Source organism: Mesorhizobium sp. LCM 4577, from assembly GCF_001854795.2.
GTDB classification, from domain to species: Bacteria; Pseudomonadota; Alphaproteobacteria; order Rhizobiales; family Rhizobiaceae; genus Mesorhizobium; species Mesorhizobium plurifarium.
In genome coordinates this window covers 259,585-283,705 of record NZ_MDDU01000054.1, presented here as the reverse complement: position 1 = coordinate 283,705, position 24,121 = coordinate 259,585, and the positions used below count along the sequence as shown (strand labels likewise).

The 24,121-nt window shown below is 63.0% G+C and carries 25 protein-coding genes; 10 read left to right on the top strand and 15 right to left on the bottom strand.

Going from position 1 to position 24,121, the window contains the following annotated elements; translation table 11 throughout:
- Positions 1-380: transposase (locus tag LCM4577_RS31810; protein ID WP_157900521.1), on the top strand; the 380-nt coding region annotated here is incomplete at its 5' end.
- A 165-nt stretch (positions 381-545) separates the two neighbouring features.
- On the opposite strand, the gene LCM4577_RS31805 is transcribed toward LCM4577_RS31810, so the two are convergent.
- Both LCM4577_RS31805 and LCM4577_RS31800 read right to left on the bottom strand, forming a co-directional pair.
- Complete coding sequence (locus LCM4577_RS31805) at positions 546-1,484, bottom strand: uracil-DNA glycosylase family protein (RefSeq protein WP_071074692.1); 939 nt, start codon at positions 1,482-1,484, stop codon at positions 546-548.
- A gap of 67 nt (positions 1,485-1,551) precedes the next feature.
- Positions 1,552-2,208 carry a hypothetical protein gene (locus LCM4577_RS31800; RefSeq protein ID WP_116390229.1) on the bottom strand — a complete coding sequence of 219 codons (657 nt, stop codon included), beginning with the start codon at positions 2,206-2,208 and terminating at the stop codon, positions 1,552-1,554.
- A gap of 252 nt (positions 2,209-2,460) precedes the next feature.
- On the opposite strand from LCM4577_RS31800, the gene LCM4577_RS31795 reads away from it, so the two are divergent.
- Entirely contained in the window at positions 2,461-4,140 is a 1,680-nt protein-coding gene (locus tag LCM4577_RS31795) for an electron transfer flavoprotein-ubiquinone oxidoreductase (RefSeq protein WP_071074691.1), read from the top strand.
- Between the two features lie 110 nt (positions 4,141-4,250).
- Entirely contained in the window at positions 4,251-4,853 is a 603-nt protein-coding gene (locus tag LCM4577_RS31790) for a DUF922 domain-containing protein (protein ID WP_040984301.1), read from the top strand.
- A 39-nt stretch (positions 4,854-4,892) separates the two neighbouring features.
- On the opposite strand, the gene LCM4577_RS31785 is transcribed toward LCM4577_RS31790, so the two are convergent.
- From LCM4577_RS31785 to LCM4577_RS31760, 6 genes are all read right to left on the bottom strand, one after another.
- Complete coding sequence (locus tag LCM4577_RS31785; protein ID WP_116390228.1) at positions 4,893-5,903, bottom strand: endonuclease/exonuclease/phosphatase family protein; 1,011 nt, start codon at positions 5,901-5,903, stop codon at positions 4,893-4,895.
- Between the two features lie 225 nt (positions 5,904-6,128).
- Positions 6,129-7,589, bottom strand: a complete 1,461-nt coding sequence (locus tag LCM4577_RS31780) for an AMP nucleosidase (RefSeq protein ID WP_244508484.1) — start codon at positions 7,587-7,589, stop codon at positions 6,129-6,131.
- Between the two features lie 125 nt (positions 7,590-7,714).
- On the bottom strand, positions 7,715-7,909 hold the full coding sequence (locus tag LCM4577_RS31775; protein WP_040984296.1) for a hypothetical protein: 195 nt from the start codon (positions 7,907-7,909) through the stop codon (positions 7,715-7,717).
- A gap of 66 nt (positions 7,910-7,975) precedes the next feature.
- A complete protein-coding gene (locus LCM4577_RS31770; protein ID WP_274534987.1) occupies positions 7,976-8,110 on the bottom strand; it encodes a hypothetical protein in 135 nt (44 codons plus the stop codon).
- 197 nt (positions 8,111-8,307) lie between these two features.
- Positions 8,308-8,649, bottom strand: a complete 342-nt coding sequence (locus LCM4577_RS31765; RefSeq protein ID WP_040984518.1) for a DUF2147 domain-containing protein — start codon at positions 8,647-8,649, stop codon at positions 8,308-8,310.
- Positions 8,650-8,662: 13 nt separating this feature from the next.
- On the bottom strand, positions 8,663-8,908 hold the full coding sequence (locus LCM4577_RS31760; protein ID WP_127237550.1) for a hypothetical protein: 246 nt from the start codon (positions 8,906-8,908) through the stop codon (positions 8,663-8,665).
- 178 nt (positions 8,909-9,086) lie between these two features.
- On the opposite strand from LCM4577_RS31760, the gene LCM4577_RS31755 reads away from it, so the two are divergent.
- The gene (locus tag LCM4577_RS31755) at positions 9,087-9,353 is read left to right on the top strand and encodes a sel1 repeat family protein (RefSeq protein ID WP_040984294.1); all 267 of its coding nucleotides are present in this window, start codon (positions 9,087-9,089) and stop codon (positions 9,351-9,353) included.
- 374 nt (positions 9,354-9,727) lie between these two features.
- Complete coding sequence (locus LCM4577_RS31750; RefSeq protein ID WP_040984292.1) at positions 9,728-10,849, top strand: ABC transporter substrate-binding protein; 1,122 nt, start codon at positions 9,728-9,730, stop codon at positions 10,847-10,849.
- Positions 10,850-10,903: 54 nt separating this feature from the next.
- Here the strand turns inward: LCM4577_RS31750 and LCM4577_RS31745 are convergent, their stop codons facing one another.
- The 3 genes from LCM4577_RS31745 to LCM4577_RS31735 all read right to left on the bottom strand — a co-directional run bounded on the left by LCM4577_RS31745 (position 10,904) and on the right by LCM4577_RS31735 (position 15,268).
- A complete protein-coding gene (locus LCM4577_RS31745; RefSeq protein WP_071074688.1) occupies positions 10,904-12,868 on the bottom strand; it encodes an acetyl/propionyl/methylcrotonyl-CoA carboxylase subunit alpha in 1,965 nt (654 codons plus the stop codon).
- A 259-nt stretch (positions 12,869-13,127) separates the two neighbouring features.
- The gene (locus LCM4577_RS31740) at positions 13,128-13,658 is read right to left on the bottom strand and encodes an O-acetyl-ADP-ribose deacetylase (protein ID WP_071074687.1); all 531 of its coding nucleotides are present in this window, start codon (positions 13,656-13,658) and stop codon (positions 13,128-13,130) included.
- A 2-nt stretch (positions 13,659-13,660) separates the two neighbouring features.
- Complete coding sequence (locus tag LCM4577_RS31735; RefSeq protein WP_071074686.1) at positions 13,661-15,268, bottom strand: carboxyl transferase domain-containing protein; 1,608 nt, start codon at positions 15,266-15,268, stop codon at positions 13,661-13,663.
- 103 nt (positions 15,269-15,371) lie between these two features.
- On the opposite strand from LCM4577_RS31735, the gene LCM4577_RS31730 reads away from it, so the two are divergent.
- Positions 15,372-15,626, top strand: a complete 255-nt coding sequence (locus LCM4577_RS31730; protein ID WP_071074709.1) for a type II toxin-antitoxin system HicA family toxin — start codon at positions 15,372-15,374, stop codon at positions 15,624-15,626.
- On the top strand, positions 15,623-15,991 hold the full coding sequence (locus tag LCM4577_RS31725; RefSeq protein WP_071074685.1) for a type II toxin-antitoxin system HicB family antitoxin: 369 nt from the start codon (positions 15,623-15,625) through the stop codon (positions 15,989-15,991). The genes LCM4577_RS31730 and LCM4577_RS31725 overlap by 4 nt, the downstream gene beginning before the upstream one ends.
- Here the strand turns inward: LCM4577_RS31725 and LCM4577_RS31720 are convergent.
- The 3 genes from LCM4577_RS31720 to LCM4577_RS31710 all read right to left on the bottom strand — a co-directional run bounded on the left by LCM4577_RS31720 (position 15,988) and on the right by LCM4577_RS31710 (position 18,279).
- Entirely contained in the window at positions 15,988-17,151 is a 1,164-nt protein-coding gene (locus LCM4577_RS31720; protein ID WP_071074684.1) for an isovaleryl-CoA dehydrogenase, read from the bottom strand. The two genes, LCM4577_RS31725 and LCM4577_RS31720, sit on opposite strands and share 4 nt — an antisense overlap.
- Complete coding sequence (locus tag LCM4577_RS31715) at positions 17,120-17,764, bottom strand: TetR/AcrR family transcriptional regulator (RefSeq protein ID WP_071074683.1); 645 nt, start codon at positions 17,762-17,764, stop codon at positions 17,120-17,122. The genes LCM4577_RS31720 and LCM4577_RS31715 overlap by 32 nt, the downstream gene beginning before the upstream one ends.
- A gap of 233 nt (positions 17,765-17,997) precedes the next feature.
- Positions 17,998-18,279: an acylphosphatase gene (locus LCM4577_RS31710; protein WP_071035909.1), complete on the bottom strand. Its 282-nt coding sequence runs from the start codon at positions 18,277-18,279 to the stop codon at positions 17,998-18,000.
- A gap of 138 nt (positions 18,280-18,417) precedes the next feature.
- On the opposite strand from LCM4577_RS31710, the gene LCM4577_RS31705 reads away from it, so the two are divergent.
- Positions 18,418-18,906: a MarR family winged helix-turn-helix transcriptional regulator gene (locus tag LCM4577_RS31705; RefSeq protein WP_071074708.1), complete on the top strand. Its 489-nt coding sequence runs from the start codon at positions 18,418-18,420 to the stop codon at positions 18,904-18,906.
- 45 nt (positions 18,907-18,951) lie between these two features.
- On the opposite strand, the gene LCM4577_RS31700 is transcribed toward LCM4577_RS31705, so the two are convergent.
- Entirely contained in the window at positions 18,952-20,064 is a 1,113-nt protein-coding gene (locus LCM4577_RS31700) for a pyridoxal phosphate-dependent aminotransferase (protein WP_071035651.1), read from the bottom strand.
- Between the two features lie 216 nt (positions 20,065-20,280).
- Between LCM4577_RS31700 and LCM4577_RS31695 the strand changes: the two genes are divergently transcribed.
- Complete coding sequence (locus LCM4577_RS31695; protein WP_071074682.1) at positions 20,281-21,948, top strand: sulfotransferase; 1,668 nt, start codon at positions 20,281-20,283, stop codon at positions 21,946-21,948.
- A 237-nt stretch (positions 21,949-22,185) separates the two neighbouring features.
- Complete coding sequence (locus LCM4577_RS31690; RefSeq protein WP_071074681.1) at positions 22,186-23,865, top strand: sulfotransferase; 1,680 nt, start codon at positions 22,186-22,188, stop codon at positions 23,863-23,865.
- Positions 23,866-24,121 lie beyond the last annotated feature (256 nt).

The following is a 24,121-nucleotide window of genomic DNA, read 5'->3' as shown; positions in this document are numbered from 1 at the left end:
ATGCCTCGGTCACCGACACCGAGCCGGCCGACCAGCTGATCTGCGGCGACGAGAAGGCGGCCTATGGCGATCAGGCCTACTACACCCATGCAAGGCATGATCGGCTCGTCGAAGCCAACATCAAGGATCGGCTGATGCGGCGGGCCAACAGGCATCACCCTGAACTGCCGCCGCGCCAAAAGCTGCGCAACCGGCTGATCGCTAAGGTGCGCGCGGCGGTCGAGCGGCCGTTCGCCGTGTTCAAGGAGCACTATGGCATGCGGCGCGTGCGATTCTTCAACCTCGCCGCCAACCGCACGCAGTGCATGCTGGCGGCCTGYGCCTACAATCTAAGGACCATGGTTGGCGCCCTCCATCCGCCTCGCGAGAGGCGAGCATGAGGAGGAGTGCGTCCGCAGTCCAGCGGATCGGCCGCCTAGCCCGGCAAATGCCCCGCAAAGCCGCCGAACACCGCTCCATCGGCCTTCAAAAAACGCCTCATTAGCCCAACAAACAGAAATCACTCCCCCGTGCAAAGCCCTCACAAGGGGAGAAGGGAAGGGCGGTCACGCCAACGCCTTCAACTTCGCCTTCACCTCGAGAAAATCCCGCCAGGCCAGCTTCTTGTGCGCCGGCGTCCTGAGCAGATAGGCCGGGTGCAGCGTCGGCATCGCCGGAATGGCTATGCCTGAGGCGGTCGTGTGCACCCGCCAGTTGCCGCGCAGGCGCAGGATGCCCTCGGTCGTGTTGAGCAGCGTCTTGGCCGACGGCCCGCCGAGATTGACCAGCACTTTTGGATTGACCAGCTCGATCTGCCTTTCGATGAAGGGACGGCAGATTTCGGTCTCGTGCGGCGTCGGCGTGCGGTTGCCCGGCGGCCGCCATGGGATGACGTTGGCGATATAGGCCGAGTTGCGGTCGAGGCCGATCGCCGCAAGCATGCGGTCGAGCAGCCGCCCGGAGCGGCCGACGAAGGGCAGTCCTTCGAGGTCCTCGTCGCGGCCCGGCGCCTCGCCGACCAGCATCAGGTCGGCGTTCGGGTTGCCGTCGGCGAAGACCAGGTTCTTGGCGGTGAATTTGAGGTTGCAGCCGTCGAAGGCGGCCATGTGCTGGCGCAGCTCGTCGAGCGTCGAAGCGCTCGCGGCAAGCTGCCGCGCCAGCAGGGCCTGTGCCTCGTCGGGAACGGCCGCGGCCGCCGGCACCCGGGTGGGTGCGTCCGGAATATTGCTGGCGTCGAGGCCGGATAGGGGCGCTGGCGGGTTCTCGACGCGTTCCGGAGCCTGGTCGGGTGCCGTTCGGCTTTCGGGCCTGGTTTCGCGTTGTGGCGCTGCCAGCGCCCGCTCGGCGGGCCTGCGGTCTGCCGGCCCCCGTCCAACTGGTATTGCCGCCGCTTCGGCGAACCGGTTGATCGGCGCGTCCTGGAGCGCGTCGTCGACGCCGGCGCTGGCATAGAAGGCGAGCAGTTCGGCGATCTCGGCTGGTGTGCTGGGGGAAGCGGCAGTCATGGCGCCACCATCGTCCGCGCGGCGCCGATTTGCAAGTTGTCAGCTCCGCCTTGGACGTCGGCGTAATTCACCCCGTCGGAATCCTTGGATCCTGAACGATGTAAAACGTCCAGCGCGGCGTGTAGTCGGTGATCAGGAAATCGAACGTCGCCGTCTTCAGCGGGTCGATCTTGCCGTTGCGGAACAGCAGCCGGTCATAGGGTTCGAACCGGCGGTCGAAATCGGCGAAGTTGCTCGACCAGATGTTGTCGGGTGTCTTGTTGCGCTGGTCGAAGGACAGGCCGTCGCCGAACACGCTGGGTTGGTCGAGGATCTCCTGCAGCTCGAACTGGAACTCCACCCAGGGGAGCGCGCTGTTGTTGAGCACGTCGATGCGCATATACATCACGCCGTTGGCGACCTCGCCGGCCTTGCCGAAGGGCTCGATCGGCTTGGTCGCGCGGATGGTCAGCGTCACTGGGGTTGCCGAGTTCAGCTCCTCCTTGATGACCAGGGGATCTTCCTTGGTGCCGATGCCGGAGGCTCCGGTGATGCGGAAGCCGCCCAGCTCGTCGGAGAAGGAATAGGCGCCGGTCGCCCACACCTTCACCTGATCCGCCCGGACTTGCGTGGTCGAAAGGGCCGGCATGGTCAAAAAGAGGAGCGGAAGAACCGCACGCCAGGCCGCGCCTGGCGTTAAGAGTAAGCGCTTCGATGGAAAGCCGGGCGGCTCTGGACTGCGCATGGCGCGAAGTATTGCCGATAACCGAGCCGTCGAACAATTAAAAACATCCCGGCGCCGCCTGGCCTGCCAACCAATTGGCGCTGGCCTATGCTTGGCCATAGCCGCTGCGTCTGCCTTTTCGTAGGGGAAAACCGCGACTTTTTGTCGAAATCGGCGTTGTCACGTCCGCGCCGGTTTCGCGTCGCGCATTGATGCGCTATGCAGCGCGGGAGCCAGCACAATGCGAGAATGCGGCAAGCCATAGAGGGGTCGATGAGCGAAATCGAACGCGAAAGCATGGAATTCGACGTGGTGATCGTCGGCGCCGGTCCCGCCGGCCTTGCCGCGGCGATCCGTCTGAAGCAAGTCAATCCGGACCTCTCGGTGGTCGTCCTGGAGAAGGGCGGCGAGGTCGGCGCTCACATCCTGTCCGGCGCCGTCGTCGATCCGATCGGCATCGACCGGCTGCTGCCGGGCTGGCGCGAGGAGAGCGATCATCCGTTCAAGACGCCAGTGACGGCGGACCATTTCCTGGTACTTGGGCCCGCCGGTTCGTTCCGCCTGCCCAACTTCCTGATGCCGCCGCTGATGAACAATCACGGCAACTACATCGTGTCGCTCGGCAATGTCTGCCGCTGGCTGGCGACCAAGGCCGAGGCGCTGGGCGTCGAGATCTATCCGGGCTTTGCCGCGGCAAGCCTCGTCTATAACGATGCCGGCGCCGTCACCGGCGTCATCACCGGCGACATGGGCGTCGAGAAGGACGGCACGCACGGCCCGGCCTACGCGCCCGGCATGGCGCTGATGGGCAAATATGTGCTTATCGGCGAGGGCGCGCGCGGCTCGCTCGCGAAGCAGCTCATCGCCAAATACCAGCTTGCCGACGGCCGCGAACCCGGCAAGTTCGGCATCGGCCTCAAGGAGCTCTGGCAAGTCAAGCCGGAGAACCACAAGCCGGGCCTGGTGCAGCACTCCTTCGGCTGGCCGCTCGACATGAAGACCGGCGGCGGCTCCTTCCTCTACCATCTCGAGGACAACCAGGTGGCGGTCGGCTTCGTCGTCCACCTGAACTACAAGAACCCCTATCTGTCGCCTTTCGAGGAATTCCAGCGCTTCAAGACCCATCCGGCGATCGCCGGCACCTTCGAGGGCGCCAAGCGCATCGGCTATGGCGCGCGCGCCATCACCGAGGGCGGTTGGCAGTCCGTGCCGAAACTGTCCTTCCCCGGCGGCGTGCTGATGGGCTGCGCGGCAGGCTTCGTCAACGTGCCGCGCATCAAGGGCTCGCACAACGCGGTGCTGTCCGGCATGCTTGCGGCCGAGCATGTGGCCGAGGCGATCGCCGGCGGCCRCGCCAATGACGAGCTTGCGTCCTACGAAGAAGCCTGGCGCGGCAGCGACATCGGCAAGGACTTGAAGAAGGTCCGCAACGTCAAGCCGCTCTGGTCGCGCTTCGGCACCATCGTCGGCGTCGGCATCGGCGGCCTCGACATGTGGCTGAACACGCTGTTCGGCTTCTCGCCCTTCGGCACGCTGAAGCACGGCAAGGCCGATTATGCGACGCTCGAGCCGGCCTCCAAGCATCAGAAGATCGCCTATCCGAAGCCGGATGGCGTGTTGACCTTCGATCGTCTCTCCTCGGTGTTCCTCTCCAACACCAACCATGAGGAAAACGAGCCGGTACATCTGATCGTCGGCGACATGGCGTTGCAGCAGCGTTCCGAGCACGATGTCTTTGCTGGTCCGTCGACCCGCTATTGCCCGGCCGGCGTCTATGAATGGGTGGACAAGGACGGTAACGCCGCCGCCGATCCGTCGGCCAAGGACGTGCGCTTCGTCATCAACGCGCAGAACTGCGTCCACTGCAAGACCTGCGACATCAAGGATCCGAACCAGAACATCAACTGGGTGCCGCCGCAAGGCGGCGAGGGGCCGGTCTACCAAGGCATGTGAGCCACTCCCCCGATCGGCGACCATCCGCGGTTCCGGTCGGCCGGGTCTCTTACGCTTGAAATTGCAGCCGGCTTATAGTTCCTTCTCTGCGGATAGGGAGCAAATGGGCCATGCGCCTGGCGGTTCTTACATGTCTCATCATGCTCGGCGGCCTGTGCGGCGGCACCCCGGAGGCGCTGGCCGGCACCAAAGTGCTGGTCACGACGCGCAGCTATGACATCGCTGGCGCGACGGGCGCCGCGCTGGTCGAAGCGATGAACCGCAAAGGTCCCAAGCACGGCTTCATGACCCGCGCCATCGCCGACACCAGCTACGTCGTGAACTGGAAGCTGGACGTGGACCGTGCCGACGGGGTCTGCAGGTTGCGGGGCGCCGACGGAACGATGGAGCTCACCTACACTTTTCCTCGCCTGGCTTCGCCGCCGAAGCCCGAGCTCGAGCGGCGCTGGCGGCGCTTCCTCGCCGGCGTCCACGCTCATGAGCACCACCACGGCCGCATCGCCAAGGCCATGATGCGTGCCACCGACAAGTCCATTGCCGGCCTTAAGCTGGCCGACAATTGGTTCTGCACCGCCACTCATCGCGAGGCCAGGCGCCGGATCGACTCCGTCTACGCGCAATATGAAGCGAAACAGAACGCCTTCGATGCGCGCGAGCATCGCGACGGCGGCCATGTCGACCGGCTGGTCAATGCGTTGATGGGGAAGAACTGAAGAACTGAAGCTTCAGTCGTTCGCTTAAGAAACGGAGCGTCAACCCTGCGGTCTGTCCGGCGCCTCGTTCGCCGCCAGCGCCGACTTGTGCTCGTCCCCGGGCGCATCGCTGGCGGGCGGCAGCGTGAATTCGATCAGCACCGGCAGATGATCGGAGCCGGTATCCTCCAGTCGGGCCGACGACAGGATCGTCACTCCGCCCTTGCTGAACACCTGGTCGATCGGCAGGCCCGCATAGCGGCGCAGGAAGTCGGGCAGCGTGCGGTGGATCCAGGTCGGGCCGGCCGACGGCATCAGGGTCATGCCGCTGAGCCGCGCCACCCGACGCACCGCCGCGCTCCACGGCACGGCGTTGCAATCGCCGGCCATGATGGCGGTCTCACCGAGCCCGGCCAGCGGTTCCGCCAGTTCACCGATCTGCCAATATTGCTCCTTCGGCCAAGGCCAGCTCAGATGGATCGCAGCGACGTCGACCGGAACGCCATTGAAATCGATCGTGGCGGTGGCCATCGCGCCGCGCGGTTCGCAACGCGGCGCTGTGCCGGCGGCGAAGGGGCGGCGCGAGAGCAGCGCGACGCCGAATATGCCGTTGGGATAGTCGCAAAGGATGCGATAGGGGTAAGCGCCGGCAATATAGCCGAGCTCCTTCGACCACATGCCGGACACTTCGTCGAGCGTGATGACGTCCGGATTGGTTCGGCCGATCAGCGACAGCACCTTCTTCGGCGTCGGATTGTTGAAGCGCAGGTTCATCTGCAGCAGGCTGTAGACGATCCGGTCGGCCGGTTTCGCGATTGCCTGCTGCGTCGGCAATTTGGGCAGAGCGCTCGTCGTCGTGGCGAAGCAGACGATGGCGAAAACCAGCGCCGCGACGGCCTGCAGCCGGTAGGGACCGGCAAGCAGCGCCAGCGCAAGCAAGGCCGCAAGCGCGCTGAGATGCATGCGGAAATGCGAGAAGGAATCGAAGGCCGGATGCAGCGCGCCGAAGAACCCGGCCAACAACGCGGCCGAGCACGCCATCATCGCCAGGAATGTCAGCTGAGCCATCATGCTCAAGCGCGCACCGCCCGTAGTCATCTGCTCCGACCCGCCCGGGACATTTCACCGTTTCACGGAACGCCGAAAGGCCCTGTCTCCTTGTTCTGACCCGATTTCGAACGAAAAACCGCTCGCATTTTTCCTGAATTGCTCCAGTTCCGCTCTGACCGCTTATCGGCCAAATTGCGGCTCAAGCAAGACGACGGATTGCCTCGCCAGCAGCTGGCCGGGACGCGTCTACTGGAAGGCCGTCTCCGAAAAACTTCTGAGCTTGCGCGAATGCAGCCGCTCCATCGGCATTTCGGCCAGCTTCTCCATCGCCCTGATGCCGATGGTGAGATGCTGCGCCACCTGCCGCTTGTAGAACTCGGTCGCCATGCCGGGCAGCTTCAACTCGCCATGCAGCGGCTTGTCGGAGACGCACAGCAGCGTCCCATAGGGCACGCGGAAGCGGAAGCCGTTGGCGGCGATGGTGGCCGATTCCATGTCGAGCGCGATGGCGCGCGACTGCGACAGGCGTTGCACCGGTCCGCGCTGGTCGCGCAGTTCCCAGTTGCGGTTGTCGATGGTGGCGACGGTGCCCGTGCGCATGATGCGCTTGAGGTCGTAGCCGGAAAGGCCGGTGACCTCGGCGACTGCTTCCTGCAGCGCCACCTGGATCTCGGCCAGCGGCGGAATCGGCACCCAGACGGGCAGGTCGTCGTCCAGCACATGGTCCTCGCGCACATAGGCATGCGCCAGCACATAGTCGCCCAACGCCTGCGTGTTGCGCAGGCCGGCGCAATGGCCGAGCATGACCCAGGCATGCGGCCTCAGCACCGCGATATGGTCGGTGATCGTCTTGGCGTTGGACGGGCCGACGCCGATATTGACCATGGTGATGCCCCCGTGGCCGGGCTTCTTCAGGTGATAGGCCGGCATCTGCGGCAGGCGCTGCGGCGGCGTGCCTTCGCTCGGCGCGCCGGCACCCGCCTTGGTCACGACATTGCCCGGCTCGACGAATTCGCTATAGCCGCCTCCACCGCTCTCCATCAATTCGCGAGCCCGCGCGACGAATTCGTCGATGTAGAACTGGTAGTTGGTGAACAGCACGAAATTCTGGAAATGCTGCGGGCTGGTCGCCGTGTAATGCGTCATGCGGTGCAGCGAATAGTCGATGCGCTGCGCGGTGAACGGCGCCAGCGGCCGCGGCTCGCCGAACGCCACCTCGAAGGTACCGTTGGCGATCTGGTCGTCGGTTCCGTCGAGATCCGGTACGTCGAACAGGTCGCGGATCGGCCGTTTGATGCGCTCGGCGGCGGCGCCGTCGACATAGGTGCCTTCCAGGAAGGCGAAATGCAGCGGGATCGGCGTGGCCGACTCCGACACGGTCACCTGCACACCGTGATTGCGCATGATCAGCCGTAGCTGCTCGATGAGGTAGTTCTCGAACAGTTGCGGCTGGGTGACGGTGGTGGCGAAATGACCGGGCGTCGGCATATGGCCATAGGCCTGGCGCGAGTCGACCTGGCTGAACGAGGTCGTGGTGACGCCGATCTGCGGATAGAAGGCCCGGTAGCGCTTGCTCTCGTCGCCGCCCGCGGCAAGGGCCGCGAAAGAATCGCGCAGGAACTTGGTGTTGCGGTCGTAGAGCGTCTGGAGCGCCGCGACGGCCTTCTTGGCGTCGTGGAACTCCTGCTTGCCGAACGGCTCCGGCATGACGACCGATTCGATAGCTTGGGGGTAGATTCGCTTTTCCATGGCTCAATATAGAGACTTGGAAGAGCGGTTGGGAGGGGGAGGCGGGCGTCAAGCCGCCGCACGCGTCGTTTTTCTTCGGTGCGTTACCCGCGCTGCAGGCTGATCAGGAGCACGAAGCCCACGCTGGTGTTCTTGTGCGCCGGCGCCTCGATCGTGTGGCCCGTATCGGCCCGTATCGTCGGCACCGCCAGCACCGGCGCGGCCAGCAGCATCAGGATGAGCGTCGCCCGCGGCAGCAGCCTGAGGATCTTCGTTGCAGTGGCGGCGATGCGGTTCATTTTGGTGGTGTTCCGATTTTCAACTTGGTCGATTTTCAGCTTTGTCGTTTCGGCGTGTCACGAGGTTCACGGAGCCGAGAACGAAGCCACGGGCCGTTCCCATAAGCGGGAGGAATGGCCGCCCTCGGCCACCAGGATGGCGAAGAACATGCCGAACAGGCTCATCAGCAGGCAGACGATGGTGAAGCGACGCGCAAGCATTTCCCTCTCCTTCAATGCGGGAGAGAATGCCGGAATGCCTCTGAACCGGTTCTGAGACCGGTATTCATCTGCGGTTCAAATTGATTGACGAGGTCTGAGCAGGTGCCGGCGGCGCAGCGTCGGTGCGGCGGAGCGTCGCCGCTCCAAAAGAAAACGGGGCCGTTCGGCCCCGTTTCGGATGGTCTGCAGTTTGGCGATCAGAGCTTGTGCCAGGTCTGGCTCTTGCAGATCAGACCGCCGAGCACGCAGCCGCTCATCTTGAGCGTGGTGCCCGAAAGCGTCGCCTTGCCGGAATAGGTCTTGTCGTTCGCCGGGTCGGTGATTGAGCCGGCATATTTGTTGTCGCCGGCCGCCTTCAGCGAGCCGATCGTCTTGCCGGCATATTTGCCGGTCTTGAGTGTGATGGAGAACGAGCCGCCGCCGCCGATCGTCGCCGTCTCGCCGGATTGCGTTTTCCAGCTGCCTTCGATCGGGTCGGCCCACGCGGCACCCGCCATGATCAAGGTGGCCGCCAGGGCCAGGCTCATCTTTCGAAACATCTTGTCCACCTCCCTATGGGGTCGTGGCGGGCTCCGGTCCGCCTTCCTGCCCCTTACGCAAAGGTAAAGCTAATCCAGCTCTGGCCAAAACGAAAGCGGTGCCGCCACGGAAGGTTGCAAGGATTTTCGCCGCGCCGATGGCTGAAAATAAACGCGACCGGAAAAACGCTTCGGTTTCCGTGGTTAGCGAAGTCTTGATTCCGCGCGCGGCAATTTTCGTCGAATTTGATGCAAAATGGCTGAAACGCTGGATTCCCATGCTTAACGAATTTCCGCGTTTACCTCTTGTTTTAGCTTTGTTTTCCTCAAATTAAGCAAGCCATTTAACGGCGGATTCAAAGCCAGGCTTCATCCTCGAAAGCATCGAAAGAGCGGCCCGCCCCAAGGGACACCGAGGGAAAAGGAGGCAGCTCTCGGGAGCCAGACAGGGGATTGAAATGGCACGTTTTGAAATGCTTGAAGACGGCTTCGGCGCCATGGGGGCAACTGCCCAGGCCGACATTCTTTTCGAACTGGGCATGATGTATGCGACCGGCCGCGACTGCGACACCGATGTCGTCGCCGCCCACAAATGGTTCAACATCGCCGCCATCAAGGGCTCGGCCCGCGCCGCCGAGCTGCGCTCGGAACTGTCGGCCACCATGTCGAAGGTCGAGATCGCCACGGCGCTGCGCGAAGCCCGCGAATGGATGACGATGCACTGATCCTGCGGGTACAGCGCCCGAAAGCCTTCAGGGGACAAGGCCGCGATAAGACGGCTGGTTGACAAGATCAAGAACGCGGCAGGCCAACGAACCTCAAGCCGTGCACCAAAACAGGGAAGCGAGCGGGTTTCAGGCGCGGGGGCGTCTGGGGAGCTCGACTGCAAAAGCCGCGACCGACCGAAACAAGGCCGGCGCGGCTTTTTGCATTACGCTGGGTAATCACGCGGGCGCGTGGCCCAAGCAATCCCGGCAGAAATGAACCAAAACCTTCCGAATTGTCCTCTCGACAGTTCCAGCGAAGGGTGAAATTGTCCCGGCTCTGTGAAGGAAGCGCGGCCGGATGGCCATGCGCAAGTGGAGGAGTTCTTATAGTCATGAAAAAATTGGGTATTTTGAGCGCGGCCGCATTTGGTCTGATGATGAGCGCCCCGGTTGCCTTCGCCGACGACATCACCATTTCGGTGGTCGGCCCGATGACCGGCCAGCTCGCCACCATCGGTGACCAGTTCAAGCAGGGTGCGCAGGCTGCCGCCGACGCGATCAATGCCGCCGGCGGCGTCAACGGCTCGCAGATCAAGCTCGACATCGAGGACGACCAGTGCGATCCGAAGCAGGCCGTATCGGTGGCCAACCGCATCGTGGCCAACGGCGTCAAGTTCGTCGACGGCCATGCCTGCTCTGGCTCGAGCATTCCGGCCTCGGCTGTCTATGCCGAAGCCGGCACGCTGATGATGAGCCCCGCCTCGTCCAACCCGGTGCTGACCGATGCCGCCGCCAAGGCGGGCTGGCCGACCATCATGCGCCTTTACACGCGTGACGACGCGCAGGGCGCCTTCATCGGCCCGTGGATCGCCAAGAAATACGCCGGCAAGAACGTTGTCATCCTGCACGACAAGAGCGCATACGGCCAGGGCGTCGCCGACGCTGTGAAGGCGACGATGAATGCCGGCGGCCTCAAGGAGGTCGACTATGAAGGCATCAATGCCGGCGAGAAGGACTATTCGGCCCTCGTCACCAAGCTGAAGGAGCTCAAGGCAGACGTCGTCTATTTCGGCGGCTACCACCCGGAAGCGGGCCTGATCCTGCGCCAGTCGGCCGAGCAGAACGTCAAGTTCCAGCTGATCATGCCGGACTCGATCGCCTCGCCGGAATTCTGGCAGGTCGCCGGCCCGGCTGGCGAAGGCACCATGTTCGTCTTCCCATCGGACCCGCAGGCGAAGCCCGAAGCGAAGGACGCGGTCGCCAAGATCAAGGCCGGCGGCTTCACGCCTGAAGGCTTCACGCTGTTCTCCTATGCCGTGATCCAGGCTGTGGCCGAAGGCGTCAAGCGCGCCGGCACCGACGATCCGGCCAAGGTCGCCGAAGCGCTCAAGGACGGCAAGCCGATCAGCACCGTCGTCGGCGACGTCATCTTCGACGAGAAGGGCGACCTGAAGAACGCCAGCTACGACATCAACCAGTGGCACGACGGCAAATACGCGCCGATCAAGCCGTAAGTCGGTTCCGCAGCTATCGAGGAAATGGCCGGGCTCGTCCCGGCCATTTTCGTCTCAGCCCTGGCCGTCTTCCACGAACCGCACCAGCACGGTGCCGTCGCTGACCTGCGCGCCCTCGGCCGCGATCTCGGCGATCACGCCGTCATGCGGAGCGGCGATCATGTGCTCCATCTTCATGGCTTCGAGGATCAGAAGCGGCTGGCCTTTGATCACCACATCGCCGGTCGCGGCGCGCACCAGCTTGACCAGCCCCGGCATCGGCGCGCGCAGGCTGCCTGAAGCCGCCCCCGCCTCGTCGGCTTTGGCCAGCGAATCGGGAACCGTGAACGTATAGCCAACCGCGCCTTCGAAGACGGTGACGTGGCCGGGCCAGCGGACGGCGCGCGGCATGGTCCTCAGATCATGCGTGTTCACCGCGTCATGCGGCGCTTCCAGCGCGACCTGGAAGCGGCCGTCCGGCCGTGCCGAAACCCTGGCCAGGATATTTTCCTCACCGTGGCGCAGGCGGATGCGGCGCGCGAGCGTGTGGAAATGCGCATAGCCTGAAAGCGTGGACCATGGATCGGCGGCGGGACCCGGCGCGCCGGCGTCCGTGGCAGCCAGCGCCGCGGCGGCGATCGTCTCGTCGCTGGGCGCGGGAATGGCGGTGAGCGCCTCCTGATGCCGGCCGATCAGCCCGGTATCGACGTCGCCGGCTGCGAAATCGGCGTCGGCGGCGAGTGCCGCCAGGAAAGCGGTGTTGACGGTCGAGCCGGCCACTTCCGTCCGCGCCAGCATCTCGCGAAGGGCATTGAGCGCCGAGGCCCGGTCCTTGCCGTGCACAACCAGCTTGGCGATCATCGGATCATAGAAAGGCGAAATCGCATCGCCGGCGCGAACGCCGGTCTCGATGCGCATCGCCGCACCCTCCGGCGCCGCGTCGGGGAATTTGAGATGATGCAGCGTGCCGGTCGCCGGCAGGAAGCCTTTCGCGGCGTCCTCCGCATAGAGGCGTGCCTCGAAGGCGTGGCCGGCAAGCGCGATCTCGCCTTGCGTCTTCGGTAGTTTTTCACCGGCCGCGATGCGCAGCTGCCATTCGACCAGATCGACGCCGGTGACCATCTCGGTGACGGGGTGTTCGACCTGCAGCCGCGTGTTCATCTCCATGAACCAGAAGCGGTCGGCTTTCAGTCCTTCGGAAGCATCGACGATGAATTCGATCGTGCCGGCGCCCGAATAATTGATCGCCTTGGCGGCCTTCACGGCCGCCTCCGTCATTGCCTTGCGCAGCGCTGGCGTCATCCCGGGGGCGGGCGCCTCCTCGATCACCTTCTGGTGGCGGCGCTGCGCCGAGCAGTCGCGTTCTAAAAGATGCACCGCATTGCCGAAATTGTCGCCGAACACTTGGCACTCGATATGACGTGGCTTGTCGACATATTTTTCGACGAGCACGCGATCGTCGCCAAACGCCGCCTTCGCTTCGCGCCGCGCTCCGGAAAGCGCTTCGGAGAAATCGTCGGGGTGGTCGACGCGCCGCATGCCCTTGCCGCCGCCGCCGGCGCGCGCCTTGATCAGGACGGGGTAGCCGATCTCGCGCGCCTTGGAAGCGAGCAGCACGATTTCCTGCGCTTCGCCGTGATAGCCGGGCACCACCGGCACGCCGGCCTTTTCCATCAGCCGTTTGGCGGCGTCCTTCAATCCCATGGCGCGGATCGAGGCGGCGGACGGACCGATGAAGACGAGCCCGGCAGCCGTCACCTGGTCGACGAAATTGGGGTTCTCCGACAGGAAGCCGTAGCCCGGATGGATCGCCTCAGCGCCGGTGGCAAGTGCCGCTGCAATGATCTTGTCGCCGCGCAGATAGCTTTCACCGACGGGCGAGGGGCCGATATGCACCGCCTCGTCGGCCATCTCGACATGCAGGGCCTTGGCGTCGGCGTCGGAATAGACGGCCACGGTCCGCACGCCGAGCTTGCGGGCGGTACGGATGACGCGGCAGGCGATCTCGCCGCGATTGGCGATCAGGATCTTGCCGAACATGGAGCCTCCGCATTGAGCGCGCGTTTCGGACGAGGCAGGCGTTCCTTCGCGCCCCCCTCTGTCCTGCCGGACATCTCCCCCACAAGGGGGGAGATTGGATGTCGCCGCCGCCTTCGCCAATTATCGACGTTGCCGCAAAGGCGCTGTCCGCAAAGCTGCTGATCCCCCTCCAAGTGGGGGAGATGTCCGGCAGGACAGAGGGGGGCGCTGTCCCGCCAGCATGTCCAAGCAGACAAATTGTTCGAATCGCTCATGCAGCTCAGCCTTCCCCAATGGCAGCAACGGCCCGTCGATATAGCTCCGCCATAGGCTCATCGAAGCAGCAGAAAGTAACCATCTCCGGCACTATGTTGCGCCGCAGGAAGTCGCTCACGGTGCCGACAGCAATGCCGGTCGCTTCGTCTTTCGGAAAGCGGTAAATACCGGTCGAGATCGCCGGAAACGCCACCGTCCGGCATTCATGGCCGAGCGCGATTTCAAGTGAGCGCCGGTAGCAGGAGGCGAGCAACTCGGCTTCGCCCTTGCCGCCGCCTTGCCAGACCGGCCCGACCGTGTGGATGACATAGCGCGCCGGCAGGCGATAGCCCTTTGTCAGCTTGGCATCGCCGGTCTTGCAGCCATTGAGCATGCGGCATTCGGCGACCAGCTCAGGCCCTGCCGCGCGGTGTATGGCGCCGTCGACGCCACCGCCACCGAGCAACGAGGAATTCGCCGCGTTGACGATGGCGTCGACCGCGAGCCTGGTGATGTCGCCGGTGTGGATGCGGATCCTGTCGCCGAAAGCGCTCATCGTTACATCCTGAACACGCCGAACTTCGTCTCCTCGATGCCGGCATTGAGCGCCGCCGAGAGGCTGAGCGCCAGCACCTCGCGCGTTTTGGCCGGATCGATGATGCCGTCGTCCCAAAGCCTTGCCGAGGAATAGAGCGGGTGACCCTCATGCTCGTATTTCATCAGGATCGGCTTCCTGAATTTGGCTTCCTCCTCGGCGCTCCATTCGCCGCCCTTGCGCTCGATGCCTTCGCGCTTGACCATGGCGAGCACCGTCGCGGCCTGCTCGCCCCCCATCACCGAGATGCGAGCGTTCGGCCACATCCACAGGAAGCGGGGTGAGTAGGCGCGGCCGCACATGCCGTAATTGCCGGCGCCGAAGGAGCCGCCGATGATCACCGTGAGCTTCGGCACCCTTGCGGTGGCGACCGCCATCACCAGCTTGGCGCCGTCCTTGGCGATGCCGCCGGCCTCGTATTTGCGGCCCACCATGAAGCCGGTAATGTTCTGCAAAAAGATCAGCGGAATGCCGCGCTGGCAGCAGAGCTCGATGAAATGCGCGCCCTTCAGCGCGCTTTCCGAGAAGAGCACGCCATTGTTGCCGATGATGCCGACCGGCATGCCATGCAGATGCGCAAAGCCGGTGATCAACGTAGTGCCGTAGTTCTGCTTGAACTCGTCGAACTCCGAACCGTCGACGAGGCGGGCGATCACCTCGCGCACGTCATAGGGCTGGCGCAGATCCGTCGGCACGACGCCGTAGAGTTCGCTCGGATCGTAAAGCGGTTGAATCGGCTTCTGCAAATTCAGGCTTACGGCCTTGTTGCGATTGAGGTTCTTGATGATGCGCCGGCAAATGGCCAACGCATGCTCGTCGTCCATGGCGTAGTGGTCGGCGACGCCGGACAGCCTGGTGTGGACATCGGCGCCGCCGAGCTCCTCGGCGCTGACATCCTCGCCGGTGGCGGCCTTCACCAGCGGCGGGCCGCCGAGAAAAATTGTCGCCTGGTTGCGCACCATGATCGTCTCGTCCGACATCGCCGGCACATAGGCGCCGCCGGCCGTGCAGGAACCCATGACGCAAGCGATCTGCGGGATGCCGGCCGCCGACATGTTGGCCTGGTTGTAGAAGATGCGGCCGAAATGCTCGCGGTCGGGGAAGACCTCGTCCTGGTTGGGCAGATTGGCGCCGCCTGAGTCGACCAGATAGACGCAGGGCAGGTTGTTCTGCAGCGCGATCTCCTGCGCTCTCAGATGCTTCTTCACCGTCAGCGGATAGTAGGTGCCGCCCTTCACCGTGGCGTCGTTGACGACGACCATCACCTCCGTGCCCTCGACGCGGCCGACGCCGGTGATGATGCCGGCCGACGCGATGTCCTCGCCATACATCGACCATGCCGCGAACTGGCCGACCTCGAGGAAGGGTGAGCCGGCATCGAGCAGTTGCGCCAGCCGCTCGCGCGGCAAAAGCTTGCCGCGTGAGACGTGGCGTTCGCGGGCTTCATCGGAGCCGCCGCGCTCGACGATTGCCGCCTTCTCGGAAATTTCAGCGACCAGCCCCCGCATGCGCTCGGCATTGGCGCGGAAGGTKTCGGAGGAGGGGGAGATCTGCGAGGTCAAGGCGGGCATTGACGAACCTCAGACGATATCATATTTCAGTATCACTTCGGGCCCTCGCCCTGACCCCAGAGGAACTGACCACAACGGTATTCGATTGGGGAGGGTGAAAGCCATGAAAGCAACGCACCGGCAGACACTGGACAAGATATTTGCGAACCCCGTCAGTGCTTCGATCAAATGGCGAGACGTCGAGGCGTTGCTGATCGCACTTGGAGCCGAGGTTTCGGAAGGCAGCGGATCGCGGGTCCGGTTTACCATTGCGGGCCAGACACTATTCCTGCATCGCCCCCATCCGTCGCCTGATACCAAGCGATGGGCGATCAGGGATATCCGCGAATTCTTGACGAACGTTGGAATAAGGCCATGAAGCTTTACAAGGGATATGCCGGCTCGATCGAGTTCGACGATGAAGACATGGTGTTCCATGGCCGCATCCTTGGCATTCGCGACATCGTTACCTTTGAGGCCCAGACCGCCGAGGAATTGGTGAAGTCGTTTCATGACAGCGTCGACGATTACCTCGTCTTTTGCAAAGAGCGCGGTGTCGATCCGCAGAAGCCCTATTCCGGCAAGCTGGCCCTGCGCACCACCCCGGAAATTCACGCCTTGCTTGGCAAAGCGGCCGCCAGCGATGGAAAATCGATCAACCAGTGGGTGTCCGATACACTTGCTGAAGCTGCCCGCAAGCGGATCGACGAGAGCTCGACGAAGGTCACAAACCGCGCTCACTAAATCCCCTCCGCCATGATCTCGCGGCCGATCAGCCAGCGACGGATCTCGCTGGTGCCGGCGCCGATCTCGTAGAGCTTGGCGTCGCGCAGCAGCCGTCCCGTCGGGTGATCGTTGATATAGCCGTTGCCGCCGAGCAGTTGGATGGCATCGAGCGCCATCTGCGTCGCCTTCTCGGCCGCGAAGAGCACGCAGCCGGYGGCGTCCTTGCGCGTGGTCTCGCCGCGGTCGCAGGCGGCCGCCACGGCATAGACGTAAGCCCGCGCGGCGTTCATCGTCGTATACATGTCGGCTAGCTTGCCCTGCACCAGCTGGAACGTGCCGATCGGCTGGCCGAACTGCTTGCGCTCATGCACATAAGGCACGGCGACGTCGAGGCAGGCGGCCATCAGCCCGAGCGGGCCGCCGGAGAGCACTGCACGTTCATAGTCGAGCCCCGACATCAGCACCTCGACGCCGCGCCCTTCCTCATGCAGCACATTCTCGAACGGCACCTCGACATTCTCGAACACCAGCTCGCCGGTGTTGGAGCCGCGCATGCCGAGCTTGTCCAGCTTCTGCGCGACTGAAAAGCCGGCCATCGTTTTCTCAACGATGAAGGCCGTGATGCCGCGCGAATGGCGTTCCGGATCGGTCTTGGCATAGACCACCATCGTTCCGGCGTCGGGGCCGTTGGTGATCCACATTTTCGAGCCGTTGAGGACATAGCGGTCGTTGCGCTTTTCGGCGCGCAGCCTGAGCGACACCACGTCCGAGCCGGCGCCAGGCTCCGACATCGCCAGCGCGCCGACCGTTTCGCCGGAGCAAAGGGCAGGCAGGTACTTCTCCTTCTGGGCCGGCGTGGCCCAGCGGTTGATCTGGTTGACGCATAGGTTCGAATGCGCGCCGTAGGAGAGGCCGACCGAGGCCGAAGCGCGCGAAATCTCCTCCATCGCCACGACATGCGCCAGATAGTTCATGCCGGTTCCGCCGAAATCGGGGTCGGCGGTGATGCCGAGCAGGCCGAGCGCGCCGAGCTCACCCCACAGATGCGCGGGGAACTCGTTGGAACGGTCGATCTCCGCCGCGATCGGCGCGATCCTGTCCTGGGCGAAGCGCCGCACGGTATCGCGTAGCGCCTCAATGTCGGGATCAAGTCCGAAGCTGAGCGTATTCGTGTACATGCGCAACCTCCCTGCCGTCGATCTTCGCGCCGACGAGCCGCATTGTCATGGAAAGATATGTCGTGGTGACTTCAGCGACCGACAGCCGTTCGCCTGGCCGGAACCAGACGATGACGCCCGTCATCATCTGGATCAGTGCCATGGCGGTGAGCCCGGTATCGTCGACTTGAAAGAGACCGGTTTCGGCGCCATCGCGCAGGATCGTGCGCAATTCCTTCTCATAGGTCGTGCGCATCTTGAGGATCTGCGTCAGCCTTTCATGCGAGAGGCTGCGCAACTCCATGTTGGAGACATGGGTGGCGCGACGCCGCTCGATGTGGAAAGCGATGTGGTTCTCGACATAGGCGGCAAGGCGGGTCACCGGATCGGCGGTGGCCGGCCGCGCCGCTTCCCAAGCCTTGAGCAGACCTTCCATATGCTCACGCATCAGCGTGAACAGAAGGTCCTCCTTGGTTGGAAAATAGCGGTAGAGCGCGGCCGCCTGCACACCGACCTCCGCCGCCAACTGCCGCATCGACATCGCCTCGTAGCCCAGCCGCGCGATCAGGCTGACCGCCGCTTCGCGGACGGCCGCTTCGGTCTTTTCCCCGTCGGACCCGGTTGTACGCGCCATATCCGCCTCCGGCGATATTAATAAAACGAACGTTCAATTAATTCAAGGTGGGAAGAAAGCAATTCCTCGCCCCCGCAAAGCGGGGGAGAGGTGGCTCGGGCGAAGCCCGAGACGGAGCGGGGGTTGCGGCGCTGGCGGGTTTGTTCTGAAATTCATCAAGATTGCGCTGTCCCCCTCTCCGTCGCGGCTTCGCCGCGCCACCTCTCCCCACTGTCGTGGGGCGAGGAATGGCCCTAGACGATGATCCTGAAATCAGCCGGCGCGTCGCCGGCCGCTTCCTCGATCTCGACCTTCGAGACAAGCGCTCCTCGCGGCCCTTGCCACAGGCGTTCGATCATCGCCGTGACCTCGCCATCGGCGCCGGCAAGCAACGCTGTGACCGAGCCGTCGCGCTCGTTGCGCACCCAACCCGTCAGCCCGAGTCGCATGGCCTCACCGCGCGTCCAAACCCGGTAGCTCACGCCTTGTACCCTGCCGGAAACGCGCACCCGAACGGCTCTTTGCTCACCTTGCATCGTCCGCTCCAGAATCGTCCCCATCAATCTGGAGCACGAGGGGTGAAATGCAATCGGTTTGAGGGCAGCAATTCCGCTGATAATTGACTCAGTCAACCAATGAGGGAATTATCGGACGCAATGCCCAAGGAGGCCAGCATGCCGCACGACGCCCTGGTCCATGAGATTCGCCGTTTCAACCGGTTCTACACCGGGCTGGTCGGGTTGCTCGACGAGACCTTGATGCAGAGCCCTTACACGCTGGCCGAGGCGCGCGTGCTGTTCGAGCTCGGGCGCAAACCCCGACCGGGCGGCGGACGGGCCGGTTTGCTGGCGCGCATGTTTCATCTCGACCTCGCGCCAGCGGCGTCGGAGTTGGCCGGCGAACTCAACCTCGCCCCTGCCTATCTCATGAGGGTGCTTCGGAAACTCACCGCCATGGGGCTGGCAGGAATGCGCGATGGCTCGGAGAACGGGCAGCCCGTTCTTTCGCTGACCAGGCGGGGCAGGGCCGCGCTGGTTGATCTTGAGGCGGCGACCAACCGCGACCTCGCCCGGCTGATCGTCAAGCTCGAGGACAAGGAAGCCGCGGAGCTTTCCGATGCGCTGAACCGCGTGACGCGCCTGCTGGCAGCCGCCGAAACGTGAATTGCCGGTCTGCTCCGGGAAGCAGGCATATGGGCCAGGGTTCGGTCAGTTCCCCCGCGCCGCCGCCAGCGCGCCGGGCAATTCCTCGGCGAAGATGTCGAGCTCATGGTCGAGGCCGACGCTCACCCTTATGCAGCGGTCGAGCCGTGGCGCCATCGGCTTGCGGATGAACACGTCGCGCGACAAAAGATTCTGCATCACTTTCAGCGCGAAGGCGCCGTCGCGGCCGCAGTCGATGGTGACGAAATTGGTTGCCGACGGCAGCGGCTTGAGATCGTTCCGCCTGGCGATGGTTGAAATGCGCTCGCGGCCTGCCGCCACGCGCGCCACCACCGAGTGCAGGTAGTCCTGGTCGGCCAGCGCCTCGAGGCCGGCGATCTGCGCCATGCGGCTGACGCCGTAATGGTTGCGGATCTTCTCGAAGTCGCGGATCACCTCCGCTTCCGCGACCGCATAGCCGCAGCGTATGCCGGCCAGTCCGTAAGCCTTGGAGAAGGTGCGCATGCGGATGACGTTCGGCCGCGCGACATCGATCGCCGGCAGCGCCGAGGCCGGCCCCAGTTCGCCATAGGCCTCGTCGAGCACCAGCATGGTGGTTTCAGGCAGCGCCTCGATGAAGCGGACGACATCCGGCGCCTCCCACCAGCTTCCCATCGGATTGTCTGGGTTGGAGAGATAGACCAGCGGCGCCTTTTCGCTCGCGACCTTGGCAAGAAGACCGTCGAGGTCCTCCTTGTCGTTGGCATAGGGGACCGTCACCAGGCGGCCGCCGACACCGGCGATATGGAAGTTGAAGGTTGGGTAGGCGCCGAGCGAGGTGACGACGGCCTCGCCTGGAGCGACATACATGCGCGCCACCAGGCCAAGCAGGCCGTCGATGCCTTCGCCCACCACCACGTTTTCGACGGCCACGCCGTGATGGGCCGCGGCCGCCACCTTCAGCTCGTAATTGTCGGGATCGCAATACATCCACTGATCACGTGCGACGGCCTCCATGCGGGCGATGACGCGCGGCGAGGGGCCGAAACTGCTTTCATTGGCGCCGATGCGGGCACGGAACGGCCGCCCGCGCTCGCGCTCCTGCGCCTCAGGGCCCACGAACGGCACCGTGGTGGGAAGCGCACCGATGATGGGCGTGAGGGAGGGGCGCTGGCGCATGGCAAAAGCTCGCGTGGAAGGGGCGTTCTTGCTAGCGTGACTGGTAGGTGGACGCAAGCCACGGCTGCTTGCACCTAGGATCGGGCGCCACGATTGCAATGTCGCCGGCTTGCTAATAGCCACGTCGACTGCTTGCCGGATCTTCATGCTGCAGCGCACCGGCTCGGTCGACATGCTTTGGCTGGATTCTTCCTCCCTCCTTTGATAGCAAACCGGATGAGCAATCGATTGCCGCCCGCCTGGGCCAAGCACCTCAAGACCCAGTCCACCGCCAAGGTTGGGTCCTCGAGGGCCGGTATGCCGAAAAGCAGTCCGCTGCCTGCGCAAGCGGATGGCACGTTGCTGAGGCAGGCACTCGAGCTGCAGAAAGAGAAACGCTTTGCCGAGGCGGAGGAACTTTGCCATCGCGTCCTAGCAAGGACGCCAGAGCATCCGCTTGCACTATATATCCTCGGCACGCTTGGGCTCGATTTCGAGCCCGCCCTGGCTATCCAGTACTTTGAACGCGCTCTCGCGCGCGAGCCGCGCAACCCCTTTTTTCGACTCAGTCTCGGGGAAGCTTGGCTGAGCGTTGGCGAATATCCGTCTGCAATCACTCATCTGAAGCGCGCCTGCGAGTTGAAGCCCGACCTGGTGGAGGCCTACTGCAACCTGGCTTTGGCCTACGCTAAGTTCGATAGGGCCGATTTGGCGTTGCCCACCTATGAACGAGCCTTGGAGCTCGACAGGGATCACCCGCTTGCCCGGATGGGTATCGCACGTGCTTTGATAAGTTTGGGTCGCATGGACGATGCAGTCACTTATTTACAGGAGAATATTGAGCGGCGCGTGCACGTGGCAAAGGCATATTATGCCTTGGCGGATATCAAGAAGTTTTCCATCGAGCCGCCAGAGCTTGAATCAATTCTTGGTGAGATTGCGAAACCGGGCGTTTCGTCGGGAAGCGCGCATGATCTTCATTTTGCTGCAGGGAAGATACTCAATGATATCGGGCGATATAGCGAATCAATAGATCATTTTTTGGAAGCTAGAGCGTTCAAGGTTTGCGATTTTAATATTGAATACTATCGTAAGCGGGTTGACGCTCTGATTAGCCTCTTCGATCCGAAGTTGTTGGCCGAAAAAAGGGGATATGGGGACTCGTCTGACGTACCTGTATTCGTTTTGGGAATGCCGCGCTCCGGTACAACGTTGACTGAGCAGATAGTGTMGAGCCATCCTGATGTGCATGGCGCGGGCGAGCTCACCAAAATGGAATGGATCGCCGTCGCCAACGGCCTGAAGCGGGGTGCGCCTGTTGCCGATTTTGGAACGCTTGTACGCTCGTTGACCGGCACGCAATTGAGGTCATTGGCCAAGGATTATGTTGACAATCTTAGATTTTACTCGCAGACGGCGCTTCGAATTGTGGACAAAATGCCTCACAATTTCGAGCTGATTGGCCTGATAGCAATTATATTTCCTAACGCTCGGATTATCCACTGCAGGCGAAATGCTGTCGATAATTGTATTTCATGTTTCAGTTCAGATCTGAGGGAGGGGCATAGTTATAGCTACGACCTTAGCACTCTAGGGGCTTATTATCGGGAATACGATCGTCTGATGCGTCACTGGGAGGCGCTTCTGCCTGGACGAATTTTTCACAACCGATACGAGGACATGATTTCGGACCAAGAGGGGCAGTCGCGTCGATTGATAGATTACCTGGGGTTGCCTTGGGACGATGCCTGTCTCCGCTTCTTCGACAAGGAAGGATCCGTCAGGACACTCAGCCACTGGCAGGTTCGCCAGCCGATCTACACATCTTCGGTCAAGCGCTGGGAGAACTATGGAGAGAAAATCCAGCCATTGATCGATGCCCTTGGCGACCTGGCTGATATCTGAGCACCGAACGGTGGCGTTCGTGGTGAAGCCGTGGCGCGCCAAGTGTACGGCGCCGATGCCAAACTCGCTTCAATTGCCGTAGGACATCCCGCATGAACTGTCGACGGCGGCCGCTCGGTCACCGCCTTGCACAACTGTCGGATCCGGCTCCCGATCCACAAACGGTGTGAACTGAGACAGCGGCGTGTAGCTTGCCGGGTTGCTGGATTCTCGAGCCTGTTTTTGCTAGCCAGAAGCATGAGCAATCGACTGCCGCCCGCCTGGGCCAAACATATCAAGTCCGGCTCGATGTCCAGACCGTCCGCTGCGACATCCAGAGTATTGCCGCAGGCCAATCCGCCGAATCCGGATTCACATGCACGGGCCGACCACCTGTTGCTGAAGCAGGCCTATGAGCATCAGCAGGCCGGACGTCCGAAGCAGGCTCAGGATCTGTGCCTGCAGGTTCTGGCGCGCACGCCGAACCACCCGCGCGCGCTCTACATCATGGGAAGCATATGCCTGGGCTATGACGACGAGTTGGCGTTACAGTATCTCGCACGCGCCGTCGCAGAGGAGCCGCGGAACGCCCACTACCACCTCAGCCTGGGTGAAGCTTATCTAAAGGTCGGCGAACATTCGTCGGCGATCGAGCATATGCAACGCGCCCTGGAACTGCAGCCTGATCTTGTCGTGGCGCTCTGTGCCTTGGGACGCACCTACATCGAATCCGATAAGCCCGATCTGGCCGTGCCGCTTTACGAGAAAGCGCTGAAGATCAACCCCGATCATCCCGAGATCAGGGTCGGGCTGGCCAATGCCCTCAGCAGCGTGGGCCGCATGGATGACGCCGCCGTTTGCCTGAAGCACGCGATAAAGCGGCGCATCGACCTGCCAGGCGCGTATTACCATCTTGCGCAGACGCAGAAGTTCACTGAGGAGCCTCCTGAACTCGGCGCCATACTCCGGGAGCTTGGCAACTCGAAACCGGGGTCAGATGGTGCTCGGCTGCTCCACCATGYCGCCGGCAAGGTACTCAATGATCTCAAACGCTATGATGAAGCGTTCGATCATTTCCGGAAAGGGAAACAGGCTTCTCAACCGTTCGATATCGACCAGTACCGCCGGTGGATCGACGCGCTGATCGAGGTCTTCACACCGGGGTTGTTTGCCGCCGCCGARCACGGCTTTGGCGATTCCTCCGAACTGCCGGTTTTCGTGGTTGGCATGCCGCGCTCCGGGACGACGCTGACGGAACAGATCCTGGCCAGTCATCCTGATGTCTACGGCGCGGGGGAGCTTGCCAAGTTGGGGCGAGTTGCGAATGCCATCGGCCTCAAGCCCTCATTGGCCGGAAAGTTGAACGGGCTTGTCGATTCGATCACGCCGAACCTGTCGAAAACGTTGGCCAAGGAGCATTTGTCTTACCTGGCGGAACGGTCGGCTACGGCGCTGCGCATCGTCGACAAGATGCCGCACAATTTTGAGCTGGTCGGCCTTATCGCCTTGCTCTTCCCCAAGGCGCGCATCATTCACTGCCGTCGCGATGCCATCGACAATTGCGTTTCCTGCTTCGTTCTGCCCTTCAACGATCATCACAGCTACAGCGACGACCTGAAGACCCTCGGTCTCTACTATCGCGAATATGACCGCTTGATGCAGCATTGGAATGACGTGCTTCCGGGCCGCATCTTCGAGAATCGCTACGAAACGCTTGTTGATGACCAGGAGGCACAATCGCGGCGCCTCATCGATTATATCGGGCTGCCGTGGGACGACGCCTGTCTGCGCTTTTTCGACAGGGAAGGGGCTGTCACCACACCGAGCCGCTGGCAGGTCCGTCAGCCGATCTATAAGTCGTCCGTCAAGCGCTGGAAGAACTATGAAAATGAAATTCGGGCGCTGCTGGAGGCGCTTGGCGACCTCGCGGATACTTAATGCGAGACGCGCCAATGACGGATGTGCCTTGGCGCCACGGGTACGCCATGAGCGCCGCCTGTAAGAGAATCTCCGCGCACAGTTGAGGCAATCCTGTGTCGGATCACAGGCGGCAATCGCGCTCCTTGAGCATCTGAGAGGTCCTTCGAACGATGGCTGCCTGCGTCCTTCGGACAGAGGCAGTTCGATCGACGCTGTTCCGACGGCCCCAATAAAAAACCCGGCGGTTGCCCGCCGGGTTCGATTTCAACAAGGC

What these genes read in the sequence shown, in the direction of transcription:
- LCM4577_RS31805 (WP_071074692.1), bottom strand. Translation starts at nt 1,484, where the DNA reads ATGACTGCCGCTTCCCCCAGCACACCAGCCGAGATCGCCGAACTGCTC.
- LCM4577_RS31800 (WP_116390229.1), bottom strand. Translation starts at nt 2,208, where the DNA reads ATGCGCAGTCCAGAGCCGCCCGGCTTTCCATCGAAGCGCTTACTCTTA.
- LCM4577_RS31790 (WP_040984301.1), top strand. Translation starts at nt 4,251, where the DNA reads ATGCGCCTGGCGGTTCTTACATGTCTCATCATGCTCGGCGGCCTGTGC.
- LCM4577_RS31785 (WP_116390228.1), bottom strand. Translation starts at nt 5,903, where the DNA reads ATGATGGCTCAGCTGACATTCCTGGCGATGATGGCGTGCTCGGCCGCG.
- LCM4577_RS31780 (WP_244508484.1), bottom strand. Translation starts at nt 7,589, where the DNA reads ATGCCGGAGCCGTTCGGCAAGCAGGAGTTCCACGACGCCAAGAAGGCC.
- LCM4577_RS31775 (WP_040984296.1), bottom strand. Translation starts at nt 7,909, where the DNA reads ATGAACCGCATCGCCGCCACTGCAACGAAGATCCTCAGGCTGCTGCCG.
- LCM4577_RS31770 (WP_274534987.1), bottom strand. Translation starts at nt 8,110, where the DNA reads ATGCTTGCGCGTCGCTTCACCATCGTCTGCCTGCTGATGAGCCTGTTC.
- LCM4577_RS31765 (WP_040984518.1), bottom strand. Translation starts at nt 8,649, where the DNA reads ATGTTTCGAAAGATGAGCCTGGCCCTGGCGGCCACCTTGATCATGGCG.
- LCM4577_RS31760 (WP_127237550.1), bottom strand. Translation starts at nt 8,908, where the DNA reads ATGGGAATCCAGCGTTTCAGCCATTTTGCATCAAATTCGACGAAAATT.
- LCM4577_RS31755 (WP_040984294.1), top strand. Translation starts at nt 9,087, where the DNA reads ATGGCACGTTTTGAAATGCTTGAAGACGGCTTCGGCGCCATGGGGGCA.
- LCM4577_RS31750 (WP_040984292.1), top strand. Translation starts at nt 9,728, where the DNA reads ATGAAAAAATTGGGTATTTTGAGCGCGGCCGCATTTGGTCTGATGATG.
- LCM4577_RS31745 (WP_071074688.1), bottom strand. Translation starts at nt 12,868, where the DNA reads ATGTTCGGCAAGATCCTGATCGCCAATCGCGGCGAGATCGCCTGCCGC.
- LCM4577_RS31740 (WP_071074687.1), bottom strand. Translation starts at nt 13,658, where the DNA reads ATGAGCGCTTTCGGCGACAGGATCCGCATCCACACCGGCGACATCACC.
- LCM4577_RS31730 (WP_071074709.1), top strand. Translation starts at nt 15,372, where the DNA reads ATGAAAGCAACGCACCGGCAGACACTGGACAAGATATTTGCGAACCCC.
- LCM4577_RS31725 (WP_071074685.1), top strand. Translation starts at nt 15,623, where the DNA reads ATGAAGCTTTACAAGGGATATGCCGGCTCGATCGAGTTCGACGATGAA.
- LCM4577_RS31715 (WP_071074683.1), bottom strand. Translation starts at nt 17,764, where the DNA reads ATGGCGCGTACAACCGGGTCCGACGGGGAAAAGACCGAAGCGGCCGTC.
- LCM4577_RS31710 (WP_071035909.1), bottom strand. Translation starts at nt 18,279, where the DNA reads ATGCAAGGTGAGCAAAGAGCCGTTCGGGTGCGCGTTTCCGGCAGGGTA.
- LCM4577_RS31705 (WP_071074708.1), top strand. Translation starts at nt 18,418, where the DNA reads ATGCCGCACGACGCCCTGGTCCATGAGATTCGCCGTTTCAACCGGTTC.
- LCM4577_RS31700 (WP_071035651.1), bottom strand. Translation starts at nt 20,064, where the DNA reads ATGCGCCAGCGCCCCTCCCTCACGCCCATCATCGGTGCGCTTCCCACC.